18 protein-coding genes and 3 tRNA genes are annotated in these 19,321 nt (G+C 60.9%); 8 read left to right on the top strand and 13 right to left on the bottom strand.

What is annotated here, in order from left to right; genetic code table 11:
- Nucleotides 1–2: 2 nt before the first annotated feature.
- From EOE18_RS04720 to efp, 4 genes are all read right to left on the bottom strand, one after another.
- On the bottom strand, nt 3–1,388 hold the full coding sequence (locus EOE18_RS04720) for a TIGR03013 family XrtA/PEP-CTERM system glycosyltransferase (protein ID WP_127706771.1): 1,386 nt from the start codon (nt 1,386–1,388) through the stop codon (nt 3–5).
- A 510-nt stretch (nt 1,389–1,898) separates the two neighbouring features.
- Nucleotides 1,899–1,982: transfer RNA gene (locus tag EOE18_RS04715), tRNA-Leu, on the bottom strand.
- 69 nt (nt 1,983–2,051) lie between these two features.
- On the bottom strand, nt 2,052–2,873 hold the full coding sequence (locus tag EOE18_RS04710) for an inositol monophosphatase family protein (RefSeq protein ID WP_127706769.1): 822 nt from the start codon (nt 2,871–2,873) through the stop codon (nt 2,052–2,054).
- A gap of 7 nt (nt 2,874–2,880) precedes the next feature.
- Nucleotides 2,881–3,444: an elongation factor P gene (gene efp, locus EOE18_RS04705; RefSeq protein ID WP_127706767.1), complete on the bottom strand. Its 564-nt coding sequence runs from the start codon at nt 3,442–3,444 to the stop codon at nt 2,881–2,883.
- A gap of 114 nt (nt 3,445–3,558) precedes the next feature.
- On the opposite strand from efp, the gene EOE18_RS04700 reads away from it, so the two are divergent.
- On the top strand, nt 3,559–3,906 hold the full coding sequence (locus EOE18_RS04700; RefSeq protein WP_127706765.1) for a hypothetical protein: 348 nt from the start codon (nt 3,559–3,561) through the stop codon (nt 3,904–3,906).
- Between the two features lie 42 nt (nt 3,907–3,948).
- Here EOE18_RS04700 and EOE18_RS04695 read toward each other — a convergent pair whose 3' ends face one another.
- From EOE18_RS04695 to tkt, 6 genes are all read right to left on the bottom strand, one after another.
- A complete protein-coding gene (locus EOE18_RS04695; protein WP_127706763.1) occupies nt 3,949–5,907 on the bottom strand; it encodes an OPT family oligopeptide transporter in 1,959 nt (652 codons plus the stop codon).
- A 66-nt stretch (nt 5,908–5,973) separates the two neighbouring features.
- Nucleotides 5,974–6,672 carry a thiamine phosphate synthase gene (gene thiE, locus EOE18_RS04690; RefSeq protein WP_127706761.1) on the bottom strand — a complete coding sequence of 233 codons (699 nt, stop codon included), beginning with the start codon at nt 6,670–6,672 and terminating at the stop codon, nt 5,974–5,976.
- Nucleotides 6,673–6,769: 97 nt separating this feature from the next.
- A complete protein-coding gene (locus EOE18_RS04685) occupies nt 6,770–7,681 on the bottom strand; it encodes a class I fructose-bisphosphate aldolase (RefSeq protein WP_127706759.1) in 912 nt (303 codons plus the stop codon).
- 122 nt (nt 7,682–7,803) lie between these two features.
- Nucleotides 7,804–9,000 (bottom strand): phosphoglycerate kinase, encoded by a 1,197-nt coding sequence (locus EOE18_RS04680; protein WP_127706757.1) that lies wholly within the window; start codon nt 8,998–9,000, stop codon nt 7,804–7,806.
- A gap of 88 nt (nt 9,001–9,088) precedes the next feature.
- Nucleotides 9,089–10,096, bottom strand: a complete 1,008-nt coding sequence (gene gap, locus EOE18_RS04675; protein WP_127706755.1) for a type I glyceraldehyde-3-phosphate dehydrogenase — start codon at nt 10,094–10,096, stop codon at nt 9,089–9,091.
- Between the two features lie 10 nt (nt 10,097–10,106).
- Complete coding sequence (gene tkt / locus EOE18_RS04670; RefSeq protein WP_127706752.1) at nt 10,107–12,113, bottom strand: transketolase; 2,007 nt, start codon at nt 12,111–12,113, stop codon at nt 10,107–10,109.
- Nucleotides 12,114–12,273: 160 nt separating this feature from the next.
- Between tkt and EOE18_RS04665 the strand changes: the two genes are divergently transcribed.
- The 4 genes from EOE18_RS04665 (at nt 12,274) to EOE18_RS04650 (ending at nt 13,889) form a co-directional block, all read left to right on the top strand.
- Nucleotides 12,274–12,504 (top strand): hypothetical protein, encoded by a 231-nt coding sequence (locus EOE18_RS04665; protein ID WP_127706750.1) that lies wholly within the window; start codon nt 12,274–12,276, stop codon nt 12,502–12,504.
- On the top strand, nt 12,501–12,833 hold the full coding sequence (gene zapA / locus EOE18_RS04660) for a cell division protein ZapA (RefSeq protein ID WP_127706748.1): 333 nt from the start codon (nt 12,501–12,503) through the stop codon (nt 12,831–12,833). The genes EOE18_RS04665 and zapA overlap by 4 nt, the downstream gene beginning before the upstream one ends.
- 268 nt (nt 12,834–13,101) lie before the next feature.
- Nucleotides 13,102–13,674 carry a 5-formyltetrahydrofolate cyclo-ligase gene (locus EOE18_RS04655; RefSeq protein WP_127706746.1) on the top strand — a complete coding sequence of 191 codons (573 nt, stop codon included), beginning with the start codon at nt 13,102–13,104 and terminating at the stop codon, nt 13,672–13,674.
- The gene (locus EOE18_RS04650) at nt 13,674–13,889 is read left to right on the top strand and encodes a DUF2842 domain-containing protein (protein WP_127706744.1); all 216 of its coding nucleotides are present in this window, start codon (nt 13,674–13,676) and stop codon (nt 13,887–13,889) included. Before EOE18_RS04655 ends, EOE18_RS04650 begins: the two co-directional genes overlap by 1 nt.
- A 108-nt stretch (nt 13,890–13,997) precedes the next feature.
- Here the strand turns inward: EOE18_RS04650 and EOE18_RS04645 are convergent.
- Nucleotides 13,998–14,074 (bottom strand) — tRNA-Asp (locus EOE18_RS04645).
- A gap of 202 nt (nt 14,075–14,276) precedes the next feature.
- Entirely contained in the window at nt 14,277–15,236 is a 960-nt protein-coding gene (gene thyA, locus EOE18_RS04640; RefSeq protein WP_127706742.1) for a thymidylate synthase, read from the bottom strand.
- 157 nt (nt 15,237–15,393) lie between these two features.
- Between thyA and EOE18_RS04635 the strand changes: the two genes are divergently transcribed.
- From EOE18_RS04635 to EOE18_RS04625, 3 genes are all read left to right on the top strand, one after another.
- Nucleotides 15,394–15,780: a hypothetical protein gene (locus EOE18_RS04635; protein WP_127706740.1), complete on the top strand. Its 387-nt coding sequence runs from the start codon at nt 15,394–15,396 to the stop codon at nt 15,778–15,780.
- 11 nt (nt 15,781–15,791) lie between these two features.
- Nucleotides 15,792–17,330, top strand: a complete 1,539-nt coding sequence (locus EOE18_RS04630; protein WP_127706738.1) for a methyl-accepting chemotaxis protein — start codon at nt 15,792–15,794, stop codon at nt 17,328–17,330.
- 142 nt (nt 17,331–17,472) lie between these two features.
- Nucleotides 17,473–17,549: transfer RNA gene (locus EOE18_RS04625), tRNA-Pro, on the top strand.
- Between the two features lie 128 nt (nt 17,550–17,677).
- Here EOE18_RS04625 and glpK read toward each other — a convergent pair.
- Nucleotides 17,678–19,171, bottom strand: coding sequence for a glycerol kinase GlpK (gene glpK, locus EOE18_RS04620; RefSeq protein WP_127706736.1), 1,494 nt, complete (start codon nt 19,169–19,171; stop codon nt 17,678–17,680).
- Between the last annotated feature and the right edge of the window lie 150 nt (nt 19,172–19,321).

Here is a 19,321-nt window from a genome sequence, read left to right as displayed (position 1 = left end):
GATCAGCGGGCCCCCTCGTGCCACAAAATGACCCGCAGAGTTTGCAGGATGATCAGCACATCTAGGAAAGGCGTGTAATTTTTCACGTAATAGAGGTCATATTCCAGCTTGTTACGGCTATCCTCCATTGAGGCACCATAGGGATAATTGACCTGCGCCCAACCGGTGATGCCCGGCTTCACCATATGGCGTTCGGAATAATAGGAGAGCTTTTCCTCCAGATCGGCCACGAATTCGGGGCGCTCGGGGCGCGGGCCGACAAAGCTCATCTCGCCTTTCAGCACCGTCCACGCCTGCGGCAATTCATCAATGCGCAGCTTGCGGATGAAATTGCCGACGCGGGTCACGCGGGGGTCGTTTTCGGTGGCATATTGCGCGCCATTGACCTCCGCATCCGTGCGCATGGACCGCAATTTGATCACGTCGAAGTTCTGTCCGTAAAGGCCGACGCGGGTCTGACGGTAGAAAGCGGGACCACGGCTGTCGATCTTCACAATGATGGCGAAAAGCACGATGATCGGCGCGGTCAAGGTCAGCAGCAACAGGCTGACCACCACGTCGAAAATCCGCTTGGCACCGCTGGAAAAGGCGCGGCCAGAGGAAAAACCGTCCGAGAAGATGAACCAGCTGGGGTTTACCGTGCCCAGATCGACACGGCCCGTCTCGCGCTCGACAAAGCTGGAGAAGTCATTGACGTGAACACCAGCGGTCTTGATCCGCAACAGGTCCTTGAGCGGCAGCGCATTGCGGCGCTCTTCCAAGGCCAGCACCACTTCGGAAACGCCCAGATTTTCAACGTGGCGCTTAAGATTATGGATCGCGCTGCGCGGAATGGCTTCCTCCACCACAGCGGCATTGTCGGTCATCGCCACATAGCCGACGATGGCAAAGCCGCTTTCCGCCCTGTCGCCCAAGGCGCGCAACCGATCGGCACGGTCCCCCGCGCCCAGCACCAGCACGCGGCGGCGAAACGCCGAAGTGCCCAGAATGCCGCCGACAATCAGCCGGTTGAGAATCAGCAGCGCCATGGTGGCCAGCATCGCGTAAAATAGCGTCGATCGCCAAAAGGCTTGGCCACCGATCAGCGAATGCACGCCAATAATCGCCATGATACCCAGCGAAATCGCCACCAGTAACCGCGATGAGGCAAAGCGCACCGAACGCAGAGCCTCTGCCCCATAGACGCCCACACCGATCATCGTGGCCAGCATCATGCCCGCATAGGACAACAACATGCCCAGTCGCGCATCCAGCGCACCCGACACGAGGTTGAGTTGCTCAGCCCGCAAACGCCATGCGAAATCACCCGCCAGCACCAGCAGCGCCAGATCGAACAATCCCAGCAACAGCACCGAATGGGGAATGTAATGTTTGAAAACGCGGATCATGCCTGTGCCCGGATATGGTTGACCGGCAAAACACCGGTCTTGACCAAGCCTTAAAGCGCAGGGGTAAAATGTCGGTAAATTTTACAAAAGGACCGGCTTTCCCGCAGCAGGCAATTTTGCAGGCTTTTTGGATAGTTAAATGCTAAACGGGCGTGACACCTTAGCAAATCATTGATTTACTTTAACTATGATTGATCTATAAGTAAAAAGCCCACCCTAGGTAATCCCCAGGGTGGGCAGTAAGAGAACCACACTAAGTGTAAGCCCTCCGGGTCGCAGGCGGGAAATAAGCAGCCTTTTACTTGAACTGCAAGTAAATACTGCAAAGCCGAGGCCAACTTTACAAGGTGAAGTAAAAACACCACAAATTCCGACAAACAACTGCCTATTTACATCGTTTGCATTTGCAGTTGTCAGACAAAAGGTCAGCAGCACCGGCTGAGCCGAAATGCAAAAAGCGCACCTCCCGTCTGGAAAGCGCGCTTGCGTCATTTCATATTTGTCAGGGAATGGTGCCCCCGGCCCGACTCGAACGGGCACATCTCTCGACAACCGATTTTGAGTCGGTCGCGTCTACCATTCCGCCACGGGGGCACTTCCATCGCTTTCACCACACCAGGTGGTCACTGCGGAGTGCCCACCTAGTGAGTGTTGAAACGAAGGTCAATCGTTTTTAAGCGCACCCGCCAAAAGTTTATGCAGGCGCGAGTGCAAGGCGTCATTACCCGCCAGCACTTCTTCATCACAAATGGGCAGCGACTGGCCGCGCCAGTTGGACACAAAGCCACCGGCCTCACGCACCAACAGACAGCCCGCAGCCGTATCCCAAGGCTTCAGATTGCTTTCCCAGAAGCCTTCGTAGCGACCGGCAGCCACCCAGGCCAGATCCAGCGCCGCCGCGCCAAAGCGACGGATGCCCGCCACCTGCGGGGCCAGCGCGTTATAGATCTTCTGCCATTCGGCGGTGTCGCCGTGACCGGCAAAGGGAATGCCGGTGGCAATCAGGCTCTCGTCCAGATGGCGGCGGCCCGACACGCGCAGGCGGCGGTCATGCAACCAAGCGCCACGCGCCTTTTCGGCCCAGAAGCTTTCATCGGTGATCGGCTGATAAACCAGCGCAGCAGTCACCTCGCCCCAACCCGAACCGTCCAGCTTGGGCTCCTGCGCCGCGATCGAGATCGCGAAATGCGGGATGCCGTGCAGGAAGTTGGTGGTGCCGTCCAAAGGATCGACGATCCAACGCGGCTTGGTGGGATCGCCTTCGATGATCCCGCCTTCCTCCAGCACAAAGCCCCAATCGGGACGGGCTGCGCGCAGCTCTTCCCAAATGGTGCGTTCGGATTGCTGGTCGGCGCGGCTGACGAAATCAGCCGTGCCCTTGCGGCTCACCTGAAGGTGCTCCACCTCGCCAAAATCGCGACGGAGGCGCTGACCAGCCTTGCGGGCGGCGCGCTCCATCACGCGAATCATACCGGAAATGGCCATAAAGCGCTCAGTCCGCCTTGCCGACGTAGGTGCGTTCGTAAACGTTCACCACGATGCGGGTGCCGCTGGCGATATGCGGCGGAACCAGAATGCGCACGCCATTGTCCAGCACGGCGGGCTTGTAGGACGAAGAGGCGGTCTGGCCCTTCACCACGGCATCGGCTTCCACGATAGTGGCTTCGACCTGTTCGGGCAGCTGCACGCTGATCGGGCGTTCGTCATACATTTCCAGCACGGCCGTCATGCCGTCCTGCAAGAAGGCCGCCGCATCGCCCAGCAGATCGGTGGGCAGATTGATCTGGTCGTAATTTTCCACGTCCATGAACACCAGGCTTTCGCCCTCGGCATAGAGGAACTGGAAATCCTTGGTGTCGAGACGGACTTTCTCCACCGTATCGGCACTGCGGAAACGCACATTGGTCTTGCGCCCGTCGATCAGGTTCTTCATTTCCACCTGCATGAAGGCGCCGCCTTTGCCGGGCTGCGTATGCTGGGTCTTGGCGACCTTCCAGATACCACCTTCATATTCGAGAATGTTGCCGGGGCGGATTTCGACGCCGCTGATCTTCATGGGACACAACCTTTGATGCGAAAGAGCGAAAATAATGAGCGCGGCAATAAACGTGACTGCGCGCAATCGCCGGGCCTTAGCGCGCCAAACACGTTCTGGCAATCATGCTGCTGCATGCTTTTGCTGGTGGCCGGTGTCAATCCGGCACTGGCGGGGCCAGAGGGGCCAGCTTTTACCTTAAGGCGCGGGGATTATACTTGCGAACTGCCCGGTCACGCGCTGACCACGGCGGGCATTGCCCAGCCTCAGGAGGATTTCACCATCCGGCAAGGCTCTATCTATAGCACGTCTGCGGGCCGTGGCACCTATCTGGCCACGGGCGACGAGATTGTGATGACCACTGGCCCGAAAAAGGGCGAAAAGTATAAGCGCGTGAGCGAGAATTACCTGCGCAAACTGACCCGCGATGGCGGCGAGAGCAATCTGCGCTGCATCCGCAAGGTTTTGAACAACAACGGGTGACCAACAAAAAGGGCGCCGGTTGGTTCCAGCGCCCTTTTTAGATCAAAGCGTGCCCGCCTTCTTGGTCCGGCTATACAGCCAGCCAATCAAACCGGCGAACAAAGCCATCCCCAGCGGCAGCGCCAAGGGGAAGCCCTCCACCACTTCCAGCGGCGTCGGGCTGTTGCGCGCGGCAGCGATACCGGCGAACACCACGCCAAACAGGCTCTCGCCCGCGATCAGGCCCGTGGCCGCCAGAACACCCAGACGCTCGGCCAGCGCGGGGTCCTTGGCCTTATGCGCCCAGCGGTCATAGAACCAACCAATGATCGCCCCCACAGGGATCAGCAAAGTCAGCGCCATGGGCAGATAAATGCCCATGCCCAAGGCCAGCGGCGGCAAGGCGCCCTTCTTGGTGGCGCGCAGAACCTCGTCCACAATAATGGCCACAACGCCAATGCCTGCCCCCAGCCCGATCAGCCCCCAATCCAGCCCACCGCCCAGCACGCCTTGCGCAATGGCCGAAATCAGCGCGGCCTGCGGGGCGGCCAAGGCTTCCGGCCCAGCGCCTGCTGCACCCTGAAAACCGAAAGTGCTGTTGAGCAGACTGAGGATTGGCGGGATCACCAAAGCGCCGAACACCACGCCCAGCACCAGGGCCACTTGCTGACGCCAAGGGGTCGCGCCGATCAACTCGCCGGTTTTCAAATCCTGCAAATTGTCATTGGAAATGGTCGCCACGCCAAAGATCAGAGCGGTGACAAAAAGCGCAAAGGCCACCAAGGCCCGCGTGGCCTCCGGCGCCAGATTGCGGCCAAACAGCACCGCCAAAAGCAGCGCAATGCCCAAAGCCGACAGAATGCCCGTGCCCGACACCGGACTGTTCGACGCGCCGATCAGCCCCGCCATATAGCCACAGACCGAAGCGATCACCACGCCGATCACCAGCACATAGGCGATGGTGCAGAGCAGCACCGGCCAGAAATTCTGCTCGATCGGCCCGCCTTGGGCAAAACCGGCCAGCAGGAAACCAATTGGCACCATCGAGGCGGCGATCACCATACCCACCAGACCGATTGGCAGGTCCTGCTCGGTCAGGGCAAGGGCCGCCCCCTGCCCCGCCTTGCGCGCCCGCTGCGCCGCAAGAGCGCCCGCAATGCCGCGCACAATCGGGCCGATCACCCTCAGCAAAGTATAGACCGCCGCCACGCCAATCGTGCCCGCGCCGATGAAGCGCACTTTCTGCCGGAACACGCCGGACACGAAACTGGCCAATTCGGTGCCCACCGGCGGACCACCCACGGTGAAATGCGGCACCAGCACCACCCAGCTAATCAGCATCCCCGCCAGCATCGCCAGCCCCACGGTCAACCCCACCAGATGGCCCACGCCGATCAGTGCCAGACTAAAGCTGGTGGAAACGCCCGAAGCGCCAGCGCCCACGCGGAAAACCTTGGCAGCCTCTTCTGCCACCAGCCCCAACTTGGCCAGCAAAGTATAACCGACCGAAGCCGCCGAACCAGCCACAATCGCGGCTAGACCCTTGCGGTTCTCTTCCTCGCCGCCCAGGCCCGCGCCCACTTTGAGCACTTCGGCCGCCGCCACGCCTTCGGGATAGGGCAGATCGCTGCCGGTTACCAAAGCGCGGCGCAGGGGCACCGAATACATCACGCCCAGAATGCCGCCGACGCCGATCACGGCCACCGATTGCCAATAGGGAAAGTCCACCCACCAACCGATCATGATCAGGCCGGGCAGGACAAAGATGATCGCGCTCAACGTCCCCGCCGCGCTGGCGATGGTTTGCACGATGTTGTTTTCCTGAATGGTGGCGCCGGAAAACTGGCGCAGCACCGCCATGGAAATCACCGCTGCGGGGATGGAGGTGGCAAAGGTCAGCCCGATTTTCAGGCCGAGATACACATTGGCCGCCGTGAACACCGCCGTCAGTGCCGCGCCAAGCAGCACGGAACGCAGGGTCAATTCACGGGGGGCGGGAGAAGTCGCTTGCGTGTCAGTCATGCCGCCTTGATGGCACGGCAACCCGCGCCTTGGAAGGGGTTACTGACACGCAAGTTAACTATAGCGTCAGGCCGCGCGGATCGCCGCGATCAGGGCCTGCATATTGACCACTTCATCACCGTTCCAGATCGCGCCCGACACGGCCAGAAAGTCTGCACCGGCCTGCACCAAAGGCGCGGCATTGGCGGGCGTAATGCCACCAATCGCCACGCAGGGGATTTCGAAATAGCTCTGCCACCAGGTCAGCAATTCAGGGTCGGCCATATGCTCGACCTGCTTGGTGGTGGTGGGGTGGAACGCGCCAAAGGCCACGTAATCAGCCCCTGCCTCGCCCGCTTCCATCGCCAGATGGCGGCTGCCGTGGCAGGTAATGCCGATCTGCGCATCGCGACCCAGCACGTCGCGCGCCTCACGCGCATCGCCGTCTTCCTGCCCCAGATGCACGCCATCGGCGCCCAGACGCTTGGCAAGGCTGATCGAGTCATTGATGATGAAATTAACGTCCCGCGCGGCGCAGATCTTCTGCAAAGGCTCGGCCAGACGCGCGGCGGCATGCTCGTCCAGATCCTTCACGCGGAACTGGAAAGCAACCGCACCATGCTGCTTGTCGGTGCCCGCAGCCAGCGCGCGATCGAGACGCTCGGGGAAATCGCCACCCACATCGAGCGGAGAGATCAGATAGATCTTGGTGGGCGTGCGGTAATGTTCAAAAACCGGAGCTTCGGCACTCGCCTGCACGGCGGCTTCATTCGTTTCTTCTGTCATGGGCTGCGCCTTACGCGAAAACAGCGCCATTTTCCATCATGGAAAACGCCGGTCCCCGCCATGGATGGCGTTAGCGGGGACCGGCGACCCGAAGGGCTTATTCCTTGCCCTTGTAAATGTTCACCAGCTTGGCCAGCATGGCCAGCGCTTCGTCACGCGGACGCTGGAAGGTGTTGCGGCCGATGATCGAACCGTTGCCGCCGCCATCGCGAATGTCGCGGGCGTCCTGATACACGGCATCGGCACCCTTGGCCGCACCGCCCGAGAAGACCACCAGACGGCGACCGGCAAAGCAGGACTGCACGACATGCTTGACGCGGTCGGACTGCGCCGACCAGTCAGTGCCTTCATAGCAGGGCTTGGCTTCGGCCTGCTCGATATGCGCGCTGGGCAGCTTCACCTTGATGATATGCGCGCCGATCAGGGCGGCGATATGCGCGGCATAAGCGCCCACGTCCAAAGCCAGCTCGCCGCTCTTGGGCAGCTTGCCACCGCGCGGATAGGACCAGATCACCGTGGCAATGCCCACAGAGGCGGCTTCATTGCGCAGTTCCTTGATCTCTTCGATCATTTCAAAGACATCATCCGAACCGGGATAGATGGTGAACCCAATCGCCGAGCAGCCCAGACGCAGCGCATCATCCACGCTGCCGGTCAGCGCCTGATTGGCGGCGGTGCCCCAGCTGTTCGAGCTGTTGACCTTCAGGATGGTGGGGATTTGCCCTGCGAACTTGTCCGCGCCCGCTTCCAGCATGCCCAAAGGCGCCGCATAGGCGTTCAGGCCAGCGTCGATCGCCAGCTGATAGTGGTAATGCGGGTCATAGGCATCGGGGTTGACCGAGAAGCTGCGCGCCGGACCATGTTCAAGGCCCTGATCGACCGGCAGGATAATCATCTTGCCCGTGCCGCCCAGCTTACCCTGCATCAGCATGCGATACAGGTTGGCCTTAACGCCAGCATTGTCGGTTTCATAGTTGGAGAGGATCTTCTGGACAACCTTCGTGGTCATAACTCTTCCCTGTCTGCAAGTAGCCCGCCATGTGCACTGCAACATATCCATGCATAGGTATGCACATAGAGGCCGAATAACCCGCCCGGAGCGCAAGCGCAACCGGGCGGGTGAAAAAAGTCTTAGATTTCGAGCGCCTTGACGCCCGGCAATTCGCGACCTTCCATCCATTCGAGGAAGGCACCGCCTGCCGTCGAAATATAGGAGAAATCAGCGGCTACGCCCGCATGGTGCAACGCAGCAACGGTATCCCCGCCACCGGCCACCGACACCAGCGAGCCTTCCTTGGTCAGCGCCGCGGCAATGCGCGCCAGAGCCACGGTAGCCGCGTCAAACGGCGTGGTTTCAAACGCGCCCATCGGGCCATTCCACACCAGCGTCTTGCAGGTCTTGAGCGCATCGGCCAAAGCTTCCACCGCCGAAGGGCCAACATCGAGGATCATCTCGTCGGCGGCCACTTCATGCACATTGCAGGTGCGCAAGGAAGGCGGATTGGCTTCAAACGTCTTGGACACCACCACTTCATAGGGCAGGTGCACGGTGCAGCCCGACTTGTCCGCCGCTTCCAGAATTTCCAGCGCGGTGGGGGTCAGGTCATGCTCGCACAGGCTCTTGCCCACATCGACGCCATTGGCGGCGAGGAAGGTGTTGGCCATGCCGCCGCCGATGATCAGGTGATCCACCTTGGTCACCAGATGCTTCAGAACATCCAGCTTGGACGAGACCTTGGCCCCGCCAACCACAGCGGCGACCGGCTTTTCCGGAGCGTCCAGCGCCTTGCCCAGAGCTTCCAGTTCAGCCTGCATCGAGCGACCGGCATAGGCGGGCAGCAGATGGGCCAGACCTTCGGTCGAGGCATGGGCGCGATGCGCGGCGGAGAAAGCGTCGTTGACGTAGAAATCGCCATTGGCGGCAATCGCCTTGGCCAGTTCGGGGTCGTTCTTTTCCTCACCAGCCCAGAAGCGGGTGTTTTCAAGGCAGGCAATGCCGCCGGGCTGAAGAATGCCCACGGCCTGCGCCACAATGTCACCGGCGATTTCGGGCACGAACATCACTTCGCGGCCCAGAACCTTTTCCACCGCGCCAATCACCATGCTCAGCGACTGGTCGGGAACGCGATTGCCCTTGGGACGGCCAAAATGCGCTAGCAGCAGCACTTTCGCGCCCTTGTCGGCCAGTTCCAGAATGGTGGGCGCCACAGCGCGCACGCGGGTGTCTTCCGTCACCGCGCCATCCTGCATCGGCAGGTTGAAATCCACACGGACCAGAGCGACCTTACCGGTCACATCGCCCAAATCATCCAGCTTGCGAAAAGCCATGAATACCCCTTTTTCCGCAGGCGAACCTTGCGAAGCGTCTTACGTGTGAAAAAAGGCGGGAAGGTTTCCCCTCCCGCCTGCTTGGTCCTTAAAGGAACTTCGCCATCTGCCCGGCGGTGTCGAGCATACGGTTGGAGAAGCCCCATTCATTGTCGTACCAGCTCAGCACGCGCACCAGCTTGCCTTCCAGCACGGCGGTTTCGAGGCTGTCGATGGTCGAGCTATGCGGATCGTGGTTGAAGTCGATCGAAACCAGCGGCTCGTCGGTGTAGCCCAACACGCCCTTCAGTTCGCCTTCGGCAGCAGCCTTGAGCACCGCGTTGACTTCTTCCAGCGTGGTGTCGCGCTTGGGGGTGAAGGTCAGGTCCACCACCGACACGTTGGGGGTCGGGACGCGGATCGAGGAACCGTCCAGCTTGCCCTTCAGTTCGGGCAGCACTTCGCCCACAGCCACAGCCGCACCGGTGCTGGTGGGGATCATGTTCAGAGCCGCAGCGCGGGCACGACGGGGGTCCTTGTGGATCTGGTCAAGGATCTTCTGGTCGTTGGTGTAGCTGTGGATCGTGGTCATCAGACCGCGTTCGATGCCAATGGCTTCATGCAGAACCTTGGCAAAGGGAGCCAGACAGTTGGTGGTGCAAGAAGCGTTCGACACGATCAGGTGTTCTGCGGTCAGTTCCTGATGGTTCACGCCGAACACAACCGTCTTGTCCACGCCCTTGGCAGGCGCCGAGATCAGCACGCGCTTGGCACCGGCGGTCAGATGCTTACCCGCCGAGGCCTTGTCGGTGAAGAAGCCGGTGCATTCCAGCGCAATGTCGATGCCATTGGCGGCATGCGGCAGATTGGCGGGGTCCTTCTCGGCGGTCACCTGAATGCGCTTGCCGTCGATGATCAGATCATTGCCGTCAACTTCCACGGTGCCCGGATAGGCGCCATGCACGCTGTCGCGCTTGAAGAGGAGAGCATTGGCCTTGGCATCGGCCAGATCGTTGATCGAGACCAGTTCCAGCCCGCAATCGGGGCGTTCCAGAATGGCGCGGGCCACATTGCGACCGATGCGACCAAATCCGTTAATGGCAACCTTCACAGCCATGAATTCCTCCTCAGTTGTTCGTCACTGCCGCCAGAACCTGCGGCGCGATCTTTTCAGCGGTAAGACCGAAATAGTCATACAGCTGGTCGGCCGGCGCCGAGGCGCCAAACGAGTCGATGCCAAAGCGCAGACCTTCAAGGCCCGTCACGCGCTCCCAGCCGAAGGTGGTGCCAGCCTCGATACTGACACGCAGCACATTGGCGGGCAGCACATCGGCCACATATTCCGCATCCTGTGCATAGAAGCGGCTCATCGAAGGCATCGACACCACGTCGGCACCCACGCCAGCTGCTTCCAGCTTGTCACGCACGGCGGCGGCAATTTCCACCTCGCTGCCCGTGGCCACCAGCACCACCTTGCGGGGAGCTTCGGCCGCGATCAGGCGATAGGCGCCCTTGGCCGAAAGGTTCGGGCCCGACTTGCGCAATTGCGGCAGATTCTGGCGGGTCAGCGCCAGCACGCTGGGCGTGCCCTCATTCTGCAGGGCCAGCATCCAGCATTCAGCCGTTTCAATCACATCCGCCGGACGGAACACTTCCAGATTCGGGATCATGCGCATCGACATCACATGTTCGATCGGCTGATGGGTCGGACCATCCTCGCCAAGGCCAATCGAATCGTGCGTCAGGACATAGACCACCTTCGCCTTCTGCAAAGCAGACATACGAATGGCATTGCGGCAGTAATCCGAGAAGACGAGGAACGTGCCGCCATAGGGCAGGATGCCGCCATGCAGCGCCATGCCGTTCATGGCCGCGGCCATGCCGAATTCGCGGATGCCATAGGACACATAGCGGCCCGAATAATCATCCGCCGACAGGTCGGTGGTCGCCTTGGTCTTGGTCAGGTTCGATCCGGTAAGGTCAGCCGAGCCGCCCACCATTTCGGGCACCACCGGCGTCAAGACGCTCAGCGCCAATTCGCTGGCCTTGCGGGTGGCAACCTTCTGGCTGCCTTCCAACCAAGCGGCAAAGGTCGCTTCAGCCTCGGCCAGATCGGGCAGCTGGCCAGCCATGCGGCGGCTGAATTCAGCGCCCTGCGGCGCGGCGGCCAGACGCTGCGCCCATTCGGCAGCGGCCTTGGCACCCGGAACGCCAGCAGCGCGCCAGTCGGCCACGACTTCTTCGGGCAGTTCGAAAGCAGGCAGGGTCCAGCCCAGTTCCGCACGAGCCGCCTCGATTTCGGCAGCACCCAAAGGCGCGCCATGCACCGAATGGCCACCCTGCTTGTTAGGAGCGCCCTTGCCAATGATCGTGCGGCAGGCCACCAGCGAGGGGCGCGGATCGGCCACGGCCTCGGCAATGGCGCGTTCGATATCGGCAAAATCATGGCCATCGCAGGCCACCGTGTGCCAACCGGTGGCGGCATAGCGCGCAGCCACGTCTTCGCTGGTCGACAGATCGGTGTCGCCATCGATGGTGATGCGGTTATCGTCCCACAGCACAACCAGACGGCCCAGCTTCAGGTGACCGGCAAGGCCGATGGCTTCATGGTTGATGCCTTCCATGATGCAACCGTCGCCCGCGATCACGAAAGTCTTGTGGTCGACCAACTCATCACCGAAAACACCGTTCAGGTGACGCTCGGCCAGCGCAAAGCCGACCGACATGGCCAGACCCTGACCCAGCGGGCCGGTGGTGCATTCCACGCCGGGCAATTCGGTGTTTTCCGGGTGACCAGCGCAAACCGAATGCAGCTGGCGGAACTTCTTGATGTCCTCGATCGTGGGCTGTTCATAGCCGGTCAGATGCAGCAGGCTGTAGATCAGCATCGAGCCATGGCCCGCCGACAGGATGAAGCGGTCACGATCGGGCCAGCGCGGCTGGGCGGGATCGAACTTCAGAAACTTGCTGAACAACACCGTGGCCACATCGGCCATGCCCATAGGCATGCCGGGATGTCCGCTGTTGGCGGCTTGCACCGCATCCATGGAAAGTACCCGAATGGCGTTGGCCATGCTTTGCAGGCGCGGGGCGGAAGTGCTCATAAGCTTCGATGGCTCCGAATAGGTATGCATAAGCTGTCGCTCTTGCGATTCGCATGGGCTCCATTGCGGATGCCCCCTGCCCCGTCAACCTCTACACTGATGCTGAATGGCTATGGATGTATCCTAATCCGCATCAATTACCGCTGGCAATGCTTTGCATGCACATTCTTTTTGCGCTAGCGAGCAAGGCATGATCCAACCTTTGACCGACCAGAACGACTGCGACACCGCGCTGGAGCGTCTTGGCCTTGCGCTGGACCGTTTGAGCGCGGCCACGCAAAAGGTGCGGATGGCGCAATTGAAAACGGCCGCCGATACGGTGAAAATCGAGGTGCAGAACGAACGTCTGCGCGAGGTTGTGGGCGAGGCGCTGGAACAGATCGACACGTTGATCGCCAAGGTCGAGAGCGAAAAAGCATGAGCAAGGTCAATCTCTTGATCGGCGGGCGCGATTATGCCGTGGCCTGCGCCGAGGGTGAAGAGGCCCATGTCATCCATCTGGGCCGGATGATCGATGAAAAGCTGGTCGATCAACCCGCCACCACCGCGCAAAGCGAGGTGCGCTCGCTGCTGTTCGCCTCATTGCTGCTGGCCGATGAATTGAACGAATTGCGCGAATCGGCTGCTCTGGCCGCCGCGCCTGCACCCACGCTGGTTTCGGTGACGCAGGACCCGATGCTGGCCGAACGGATTAATGCCGTCGCGGAAAAGATCGAGAAGCTGGCCAGCCAATTGGAAGTGCTGGCCTGAATAAAACCGGCAGGGGTTGAGATAAAGCCCCATAGCGCCTACATAGGAAGGCGACGGGAACTGCCCGGTGCGAGCCGCATGAAAATCCCTGAGGCTATAAGCAATCCTAGGGGGCTGTCCCTGCCGCGAACCCTGGTTCATGGTACATGGTCCCCACCTGACGTCGAGGCGTCAGAGGATTTCCCGGCAAACGGCCCATGGTGGTCCCGTCACCCTACCCTTTTCCTGCGCCGTGCTTGCGCAAAACCCATGTTGCGGAGCGGCTGCGATGGATGAAAAGAAAGCGCTGCGTGAGCGTTTGCGCAAAGCGCGCAAGGACCATGTCGACAGCCTGCCTCAAACCATCCGCGCGCTGATGTTTTTGCGCCCGCCGGTGATGGTGGCCAATCTGGCCGCCGAGGGCGCCACGGTTGCCGTCTATCACGCCATCCATGGCGAAGCGCCCACGCGATCCTATGCCAAATGGTTCAGCGAGAACGGCCGACAGGTCGCCTTGCCATGGTTTGCCGAAAAGGGTGCGCCGATGCAGTTCAAACTCTGGCGCAATCCCTATGATGACGAGGAACTGGTGACCGGCCCCTATGGTGCGCCACAGCCCGCGCCGGATGCGCCCTTTGCCGATCCCGATCTGGTGTTCGTGCCCTTGGTAGGTTTTACCGCAGAAGGCCAAAGGCTGGGCCAGGGCGGCGGGCATTATGACCGCTGGCTGGCCGCCAATGCGGGCGTCACCGCGCTAGGCATGGCGTGGGATTGCCAGATGGTCGAAAGCCTGCCCTGTGAAGCCCATGATGTGCCGCTGCGGGCCATCATCACCCCATCCCGCCTGTACGGAGAGCTATAATGCGCAAACAGCCCACATGGCGCATTCCCTTTGGCGTGCTGGCGCTGCTGCTGGGCCTGCTGGTCTATGCAGGGGCGGTGGCGCGTTATCTGGCGCCTTTCATGGCCGGATGGCCGGTGGCGGTGCAGACGCTGGCCTATATCGCGCTGGGCGTGGTGTGGCTGCTGCCCTTGCGCCGTTTTCTGATCTGGATGGAAACCGGCCGCTGGGGTTAAAAACCCGCGCCGGTTGATGATCGCGCTAATGCGTCCACGCCAGACGCAAAAAAGCCCGCACGAAGCGGGCTTGTTGCTTTCCTTATAAGCAAGGAAAATTCCCCAAGATGGCGCGAGTGACGGGGCTCGAACCCGCGACCCTCGGCGTGACAGGCCGATACTCTAACCAACTGAGCTACACCCGCTCACTTCTCGTTTCCTTCAGGGCAGCGCCCCTTGGGGTGACGCGCCTCTAGGTCAGGTTCGGGGGGCTGTCAACGAACTTTTTGAAGGTTTTTTCCAAAGCCCCATTTTGCTGGTTTTTGAGCGGGGCGAAGGAGGCTATTATCCCTGCCCCGCCCGAATCACTTTGGAAATCAGGTGGGAAATCAGTCGTTCAGACCTGCCTTACACCGCCACCGGCGCCGTTAGCGCGCCTTGCGGGGCGTAATCATGCACGACAAAGTCCTCGATTGCATAATCAAAGATCGTTTCAGGACGTCGAGCAATCTCCAGCCTTGGCGCCCCCTGCGGTACGCGCTGCAATTGCTGCTCCACCACTTCTGCGTGGTTGGAATAGAGGTGAACATCGCCCCCCATCCAGACCAGCTCCCCCGGCTCCAGATCGCATTGCTGGGCCAACAGGCGGATGAACAAAGCCGCGCCCCACAGGTTGAACGGCACGCCCAGCACCAGATCGGCGCTGCGTTGATAGAGCAAGCCTGACAGTTTCCCATCCGCCACATGGAACTGATAGGTCTTGTGACAGGGCGGCAGAGCCATCCGGTCCAGTTCGGCCACATTCCAGCCTTCGACAATATGGCGGCGGCTGCCCGGATTGTTTTTCAGGCTATGCACCACTTCGGCCACCTGATTGATGCCCTGCGGCCGCTGACGGAACAGCCCATCACCTGCAGGCTCATAAACCGGCCAATTGACCCATTGCTTGCCATAGACCGGCCCCAGATCGCCCCAGCGCGCTGCAAATTCATCGTCCGCAACGATCCGCGCGGAAAAATCCTTGCGGCTGATCTCCTCGCCCGTCTCGCGGCGATAGCGGTCCAGCGGCCAGTCGGTCCAGATCTCCACGCCCTGCTCGCACAGTTTTCGGATATTTGTGTCACCGGTCAGGAACCACAGGAATTCGCGCGTGGCGGTTTTCCAGTAAACGCGCTTGGTGGTCACCAAGGGCATCTGCCCATCCGACAGATCGCAACGGATGGTGGCCCCGAAGATCGAGCTGGTGCCAACGCCAGTCCGGTCGCCGCGAAAATCGCCTTCATCGCGGATGCGGCGCATCAGGTTGAGATATTGCTGCTCCCAATGGTCGGAGCTGGCGGGGCGGGCATCGCTAAAAGCTTCAGTCATGGCCCGACCCTAGCCGCTTGCCCGCCCCGCTGCCAAGCATTCAAACCATCACGGTAAGCGAATTGGCCCCGTTACCCACGCATTGCCCCCTAGGTGCCCCCAAGGGAAATCCCAAGAGCAAAGGGCCTATACCAAGGCACCAAAACAGGTCGCCAATATGCCTATACCATCAGCCTCTGCCCTGCCCGCCACGGGCTCCAAGCGCCTCGCTTTGGCGCAAGGGAGTGTGCTGGCCATCGTTCTGGCCGTTTGCACCCTGTGGCCAAGGGCAGGCCAGCCCCTGCTGCTGGTCGCGCTGGACCGACAGGAAGCACTTTCCTTTGCCCATACGCGTGGAGAAGCCTTGCTGGGCGCAGGGCGACTGCCGGGCAGCATTGTGGTGCAGGGTGCAGGATCGACCTCGGCGCTGGATGCGTTGCGGCAAGGGATCCTGCCCTTGGCCGCACCCGACCTGCTTTGCACCATGAATTCAAACCCGTCAGGCCAATCATCAGAAGTGTCCCCCGCACCGATGGCACAACAACCACCTCAAACCACCCCATGAAGGACCGTTAAATGGAAGATATCGAGCGGCTGCGACAACAAGGCGCCAAAGCGCTGATGTTTGTATGCTGGATCAGCGCTGCCATCATTGCGCTGGGCTGCTTCTTTGCCGGCAGCGGCTTTGTGCCGCTGGTGCTGGCCTTGGCTGTGGGCGCCCTGCCCAGCCTGATGGTGATGCAGGGGCGCGACGATGTGATGTCGCGTATTGTACTGGGCGCCACGCTGCCGCTCTATCCGGCGATCCTGCTCTATCAATGGAGCGGCAGCGCATGGTTGATCGACCTGCATATGGTGTTCTTTGCCATCATCGCGCTTTTGCCGGTGCTGGTGGATTGGCGGCCGGTGCTGGCGGCCGCTGGCGTTACGGCGGTGCATCATCTGGTGCTTAATTTTGCCGCGCCTTCGCTGGTGTTCAACGGAGGCGGCGATTTGCAGCGCGTGATCCTGCACGCGGTGGTGGTGGTGGTGGAAACCGCCGTACTGGTAGTGCTTGCCAAGCGGCTTGAAGGCCTGATGCTGGCACAAAGCTATGCCCAGATCGAGAAGGAACGGGCGGCAAAACTGGCCGATCTGGAACGTGACCGGACCGAGGCGATCCAGTCCGAGGTGGTGCAGCAAATCGGCGCGGGCCTGCATGCGCTGGCCAAGGGCAATCTGGCCTATCGCATCGACAACCCCTTCCCCGACCATTTCGAAGACCTGCGCAACAATTTCAACCAGAGCGCGCAGGACCTTTCCGAAATGGTGGGCAATGTCTCGCAGGCCTCGCGCCATATTCAGGCCGGTTCGTCTGAAATGCGCAGCGCCAGCGATGATCTAGCCCGCCGCACCGAACAGCAGGCCTCCAATGTGGAACAGGCCTCCAGCGCCATGAACCGCCTGGTTGCCGCCGCCCATACGACCGCGCAACATGCCTCCTCCGTCAACGAGGCGCTGACCGTGGCGCAAAAGGCAGCGGAGGAAGGGCAGGAAGTCGCCCGCCGCGCCATGAACACCATGGAGCAGGTGGAAAAATCCGCCGCCGAAATCCGCCAGATCATCACACTGATCGACGGCATCGCGTTCCAGACCAATCTTCTGGCGCTCAATGCAGGCGTGGAAGCGGCCCGTGCAGGCGATTCGGGCAAGGGCTTTGCCGTGGTGGCCAACGAGGTCCGCGCGCTGGCGCAACGCAGCGCGGACGCGGCCAATGGCATCAAAGCGTTGATCGACACATCGACCACCCATGTCAGCGAAGGCGTGACCGAGGTGCAGCACACCGGTGAAGCCTTGCAGGGCATTATCACGCAGGTGATGGAAATCAGCATGGCCGTGGATGGCATCGCCCGCGCGGCGGTGGACAATGCCAAGGATCTGGCGCGGGTGAACGAAACCTTCTCCTCGCTCGATTCGTCCACGCAGCAAAACGCCGCCATGGTGGAGGAAAGCAACGCCGCCCTTCGCGCCCTTGCAAACGAAACAACGGCGCTGATCGATCTGGTCAGCCGGTTTGATGGCAAATCGCAAACCGGCATGGGTGGGCACAGTTCCTATTTCGGCATGGCGGCATAGGGGTAAAACGCCGGTTTTACGAGGGTTCAAACCTTTGATGACAAGCCTTCTTCATTTTTTTGCAAAGGACGCTTGCCAGCATGGAAAACCCCCCTTATAGGCGCGCTCCTGCCCTGCGGTGCTGTTTCAGCATCGCTCCGGTCGGGGAATAGCTCAGCCTGGTAGAGCACTGTCTTCGGGAGGCAGGGGCCGGAGGTTCGAATCCTCTTTCCCCGACCATTTTCCTCTTGGTTTGCTAAGGGGATGCAGCAAAGCCGGCCTTCGGGTCGGCTTTTTTGTTGCGCGCAAATGACGCGCGACCGATGCGGAAAAGGGGTAAGGAAGCCTTCCGCTCCCCCCCCATACCTTTACTTCGCCGACAAAGTCTTGGCCAAAGCCTCCTGCCATCCGGCGATCAATTGGGCGCGATGTTCACCATCCATGCGCGGGGCAAAACTATCCCGCGGCTGCCATGTACGCGCCAGAGCGGCCAGATCAGGCCAAACGCCTGTCGCCAACCCTGCATGGAAGGCAACCCCCAATGCGGTAGTTTCCAGATGGCGCGGCCTTTCCACCACGGTTTGCAGCAGATCGGCAAGGAACTGGCACAGCCAGTCATTGGCGGTCATGCCCCCATCCACGCGCAGGGTGGCGGGCGTCTTGCTGCCATCGGCCACCATGGCGTCGATCAAGTCCAGCGTCTGATAGCCCACAGCCTCCAGCGCGGCGCGGGCCAGATGGGCCTGAGTCGTGCCCAAAGTCAGACCAAAGATCGCGCCGCGCGCATCAGGGTCCCAATGCGGCGCGCCAAGGCCGACAAAGGCGGGCACCATATAGACGCCGTGACTGTCGGACACTTGCGTGGCCATATCGTTGGTTTCACGCGCATGGGTGATCACGCCAATACCATCGCGCAACCATTTGATTGCCGCGCCCGCAATGAAGATTGAGCCTTCCAGCGCATAGGTCATCTGACCGTTCAGGCGATAGGCGGGCGTGGTCAACAGGCGGTGTTCGGATTCCAGCGCCTGATCACCAGTGTTGAGCAGCATAAAACAGCCGGTGCCATAGGTGGACTTGGCCATGTTGGGCTCAAAACAGGCCTGCCCGAACAATGCCGCCTGTTGATCCCCCGCCATGCCCGCCACCGGAATGGAAGCGCCCAGCAGTTCGGGATCGGTCATGCCGTAAATATAGCTGTTATCATGCACCTGTGGCAGCAGAGCCATGGGCACGTTGAACAAGGCGCAGAGCTCTTCATCCCAACGCTGGGCGCGGATATCATAGAGCAGGGTGCGACCGGCATTGGTCACATCGGTGGCGTGAAACTTGCCACCGGTCAGCCGCCACAGCAGGAAGCAATCCACCGTGCCAAAGGCCAGTTCGCCCTTTTCGGCCCTGTCCCGCACGCCTTCGACATTATCCAATATCCACGCCAGTTTCGTGGCGGAGAAATAGGGATCGAGCAGCAGGCCGGTTTTCGCCCGCACCGCCGCCTCATGGCCAGCCGCCTTCAGGTTGGCGCAAAGGCTGGCCGTGCGGCGGTCCTGCCAGACGATAGCCTTATACACCGGCTCGCCGCTGGCGCGATCCCAAAGGACCACGGTTTCGCGCTGGTTGGCAATGCCGATGCCCGCCACTTGGCCCGCATCCACCCCACTCTGCGCCAAGACCTGCCGCGCCGTATCCAAAGCATCGCGCCAGATATCCTCCGGATCCTGCTCCACCCAGCCTGGTTGCGGGTAATATTGCGGGAATTCCTTTTGCGCGCTGACCACAGGCGTGGCGCTGTCATCAAACAGGATCGAGCGCGTGGACGTGGTGCCCTGATCAATCGCCAGAACATATCGGGATGCGGACAAAATTCTCTCCCCTCTCTCACTTCATAGCCACGCTTACACTTTCGCGCCGCGCCTGTCGCTTTCCTGAAATGCACTTTCGTTCACGCGCATGTGAACGTCAATAGTTTCGTTTGAACTTTCATTCGAAACTTGGCATGCAGATTCGCAACG

The sequence above is a fragment of the Novosphingobium umbonatum genome, assembly GCF_004005905.1.
In the GTDB taxonomy this organism is placed as follows: domain Bacteria; phylum Pseudomonadota; class Alphaproteobacteria; order Sphingomonadales; family Sphingomonadaceae; genus Novosphingobium; species Novosphingobium umbonatum.
Note: the sequence above shows the minus strand (reverse complement) of the source record. Positions and strands in the feature narration are given on the sequence as shown.

Bases quoted from the DNA above. Each gene is read 5' to 3' on its own strand.
- EOE18_RS04720 (WP_127706771.1), bottom strand. From the start codon at position 1,388: ATGATCCGCGTTTTCAAACATTACATTCCCCATTCGGTGCTGTTGCTG.
- EOE18_RS04710 (WP_127706769.1), bottom strand. From the start codon at position 2,873: ATGGCCATTTCCGGTATGATTCGCGTGATGGAGCGCGCCGCCCGCAAG.
- efp (WP_127706767.1), bottom strand. From the start codon at position 3,444: ATGAAGATCAGCGGCGTCGAAATCCGCCCCGGCAACATTCTCGAATAT.
- EOE18_RS04700 (WP_127706765.1), top strand. From the start codon at position 3,559: ATGCTTTTGCTGGTGGCCGGTGTCAATCCGGCACTGGCGGGGCCAGAG.
- EOE18_RS04695 (WP_127706763.1), bottom strand. From the start codon at position 5,907: ATGACTGACACGCAAGCGACTTCTCCCGCCCCCCGTGAATTGACCCTG.
- thiE (WP_127706761.1), bottom strand. From the start codon at position 6,672: ATGACAGAAGAAACGAATGAAGCCGCCGTGCAGGCGAGTGCCGAAGCT.
- EOE18_RS04685 (WP_127706759.1), bottom strand. From the start codon at position 7,681: ATGACCACGAAGGTTGTCCAGAAGATCCTCTCCAACTATGAAACCGAC.
- EOE18_RS04680 (WP_127706757.1), bottom strand. From the start codon at position 9,000: ATGGCTTTTCGCAAGCTGGATGATTTGGGCGATGTGACCGGTAAGGTC.
- gap (WP_127706755.1), bottom strand. From the start codon at position 10,096: ATGGCTGTGAAGGTTGCCATTAACGGATTTGGTCGCATCGGTCGCAAT.
- tkt (WP_127706752.1), bottom strand. From the start codon at position 12,113: ATGCATACCTATTCGGAGCCATCGAAGCTTATGAGCACTTCCGCCCCG.
- EOE18_RS04665 (WP_127706750.1), top strand. From the start codon at position 12,274: ATGATCCAACCTTTGACCGACCAGAACGACTGCGACACCGCGCTGGAG.
- zapA (WP_127706748.1), top strand. From the start codon at position 12,501: ATGAGCAAGGTCAATCTCTTGATCGGCGGGCGCGATTATGCCGTGGCC.
- EOE18_RS04655 (WP_127706746.1), top strand. From the start codon at position 13,102: ATGGATGAAAAGAAAGCGCTGCGTGAGCGTTTGCGCAAAGCGCGCAAG.
- EOE18_RS04650 (WP_127706744.1), top strand. From the start codon at position 13,674: ATGCGCAAACAGCCCACATGGCGCATTCCCTTTGGCGTGCTGGCGCTG.
- thyA (WP_127706742.1), bottom strand. From the start codon at position 15,236: ATGACTGAAGCTTTTAGCGATGCCCGCCCCGCCAGCTCCGACCATTGG.
- EOE18_RS04635 (WP_127706740.1), top strand. From the start codon at position 15,394: ATGCCTATACCATCAGCCTCTGCCCTGCCCGCCACGGGCTCCAAGCGC.
- EOE18_RS04630 (WP_127706738.1), top strand. From the start codon at position 15,792: ATGGAAGATATCGAGCGGCTGCGACAACAAGGCGCCAAAGCGCTGATG.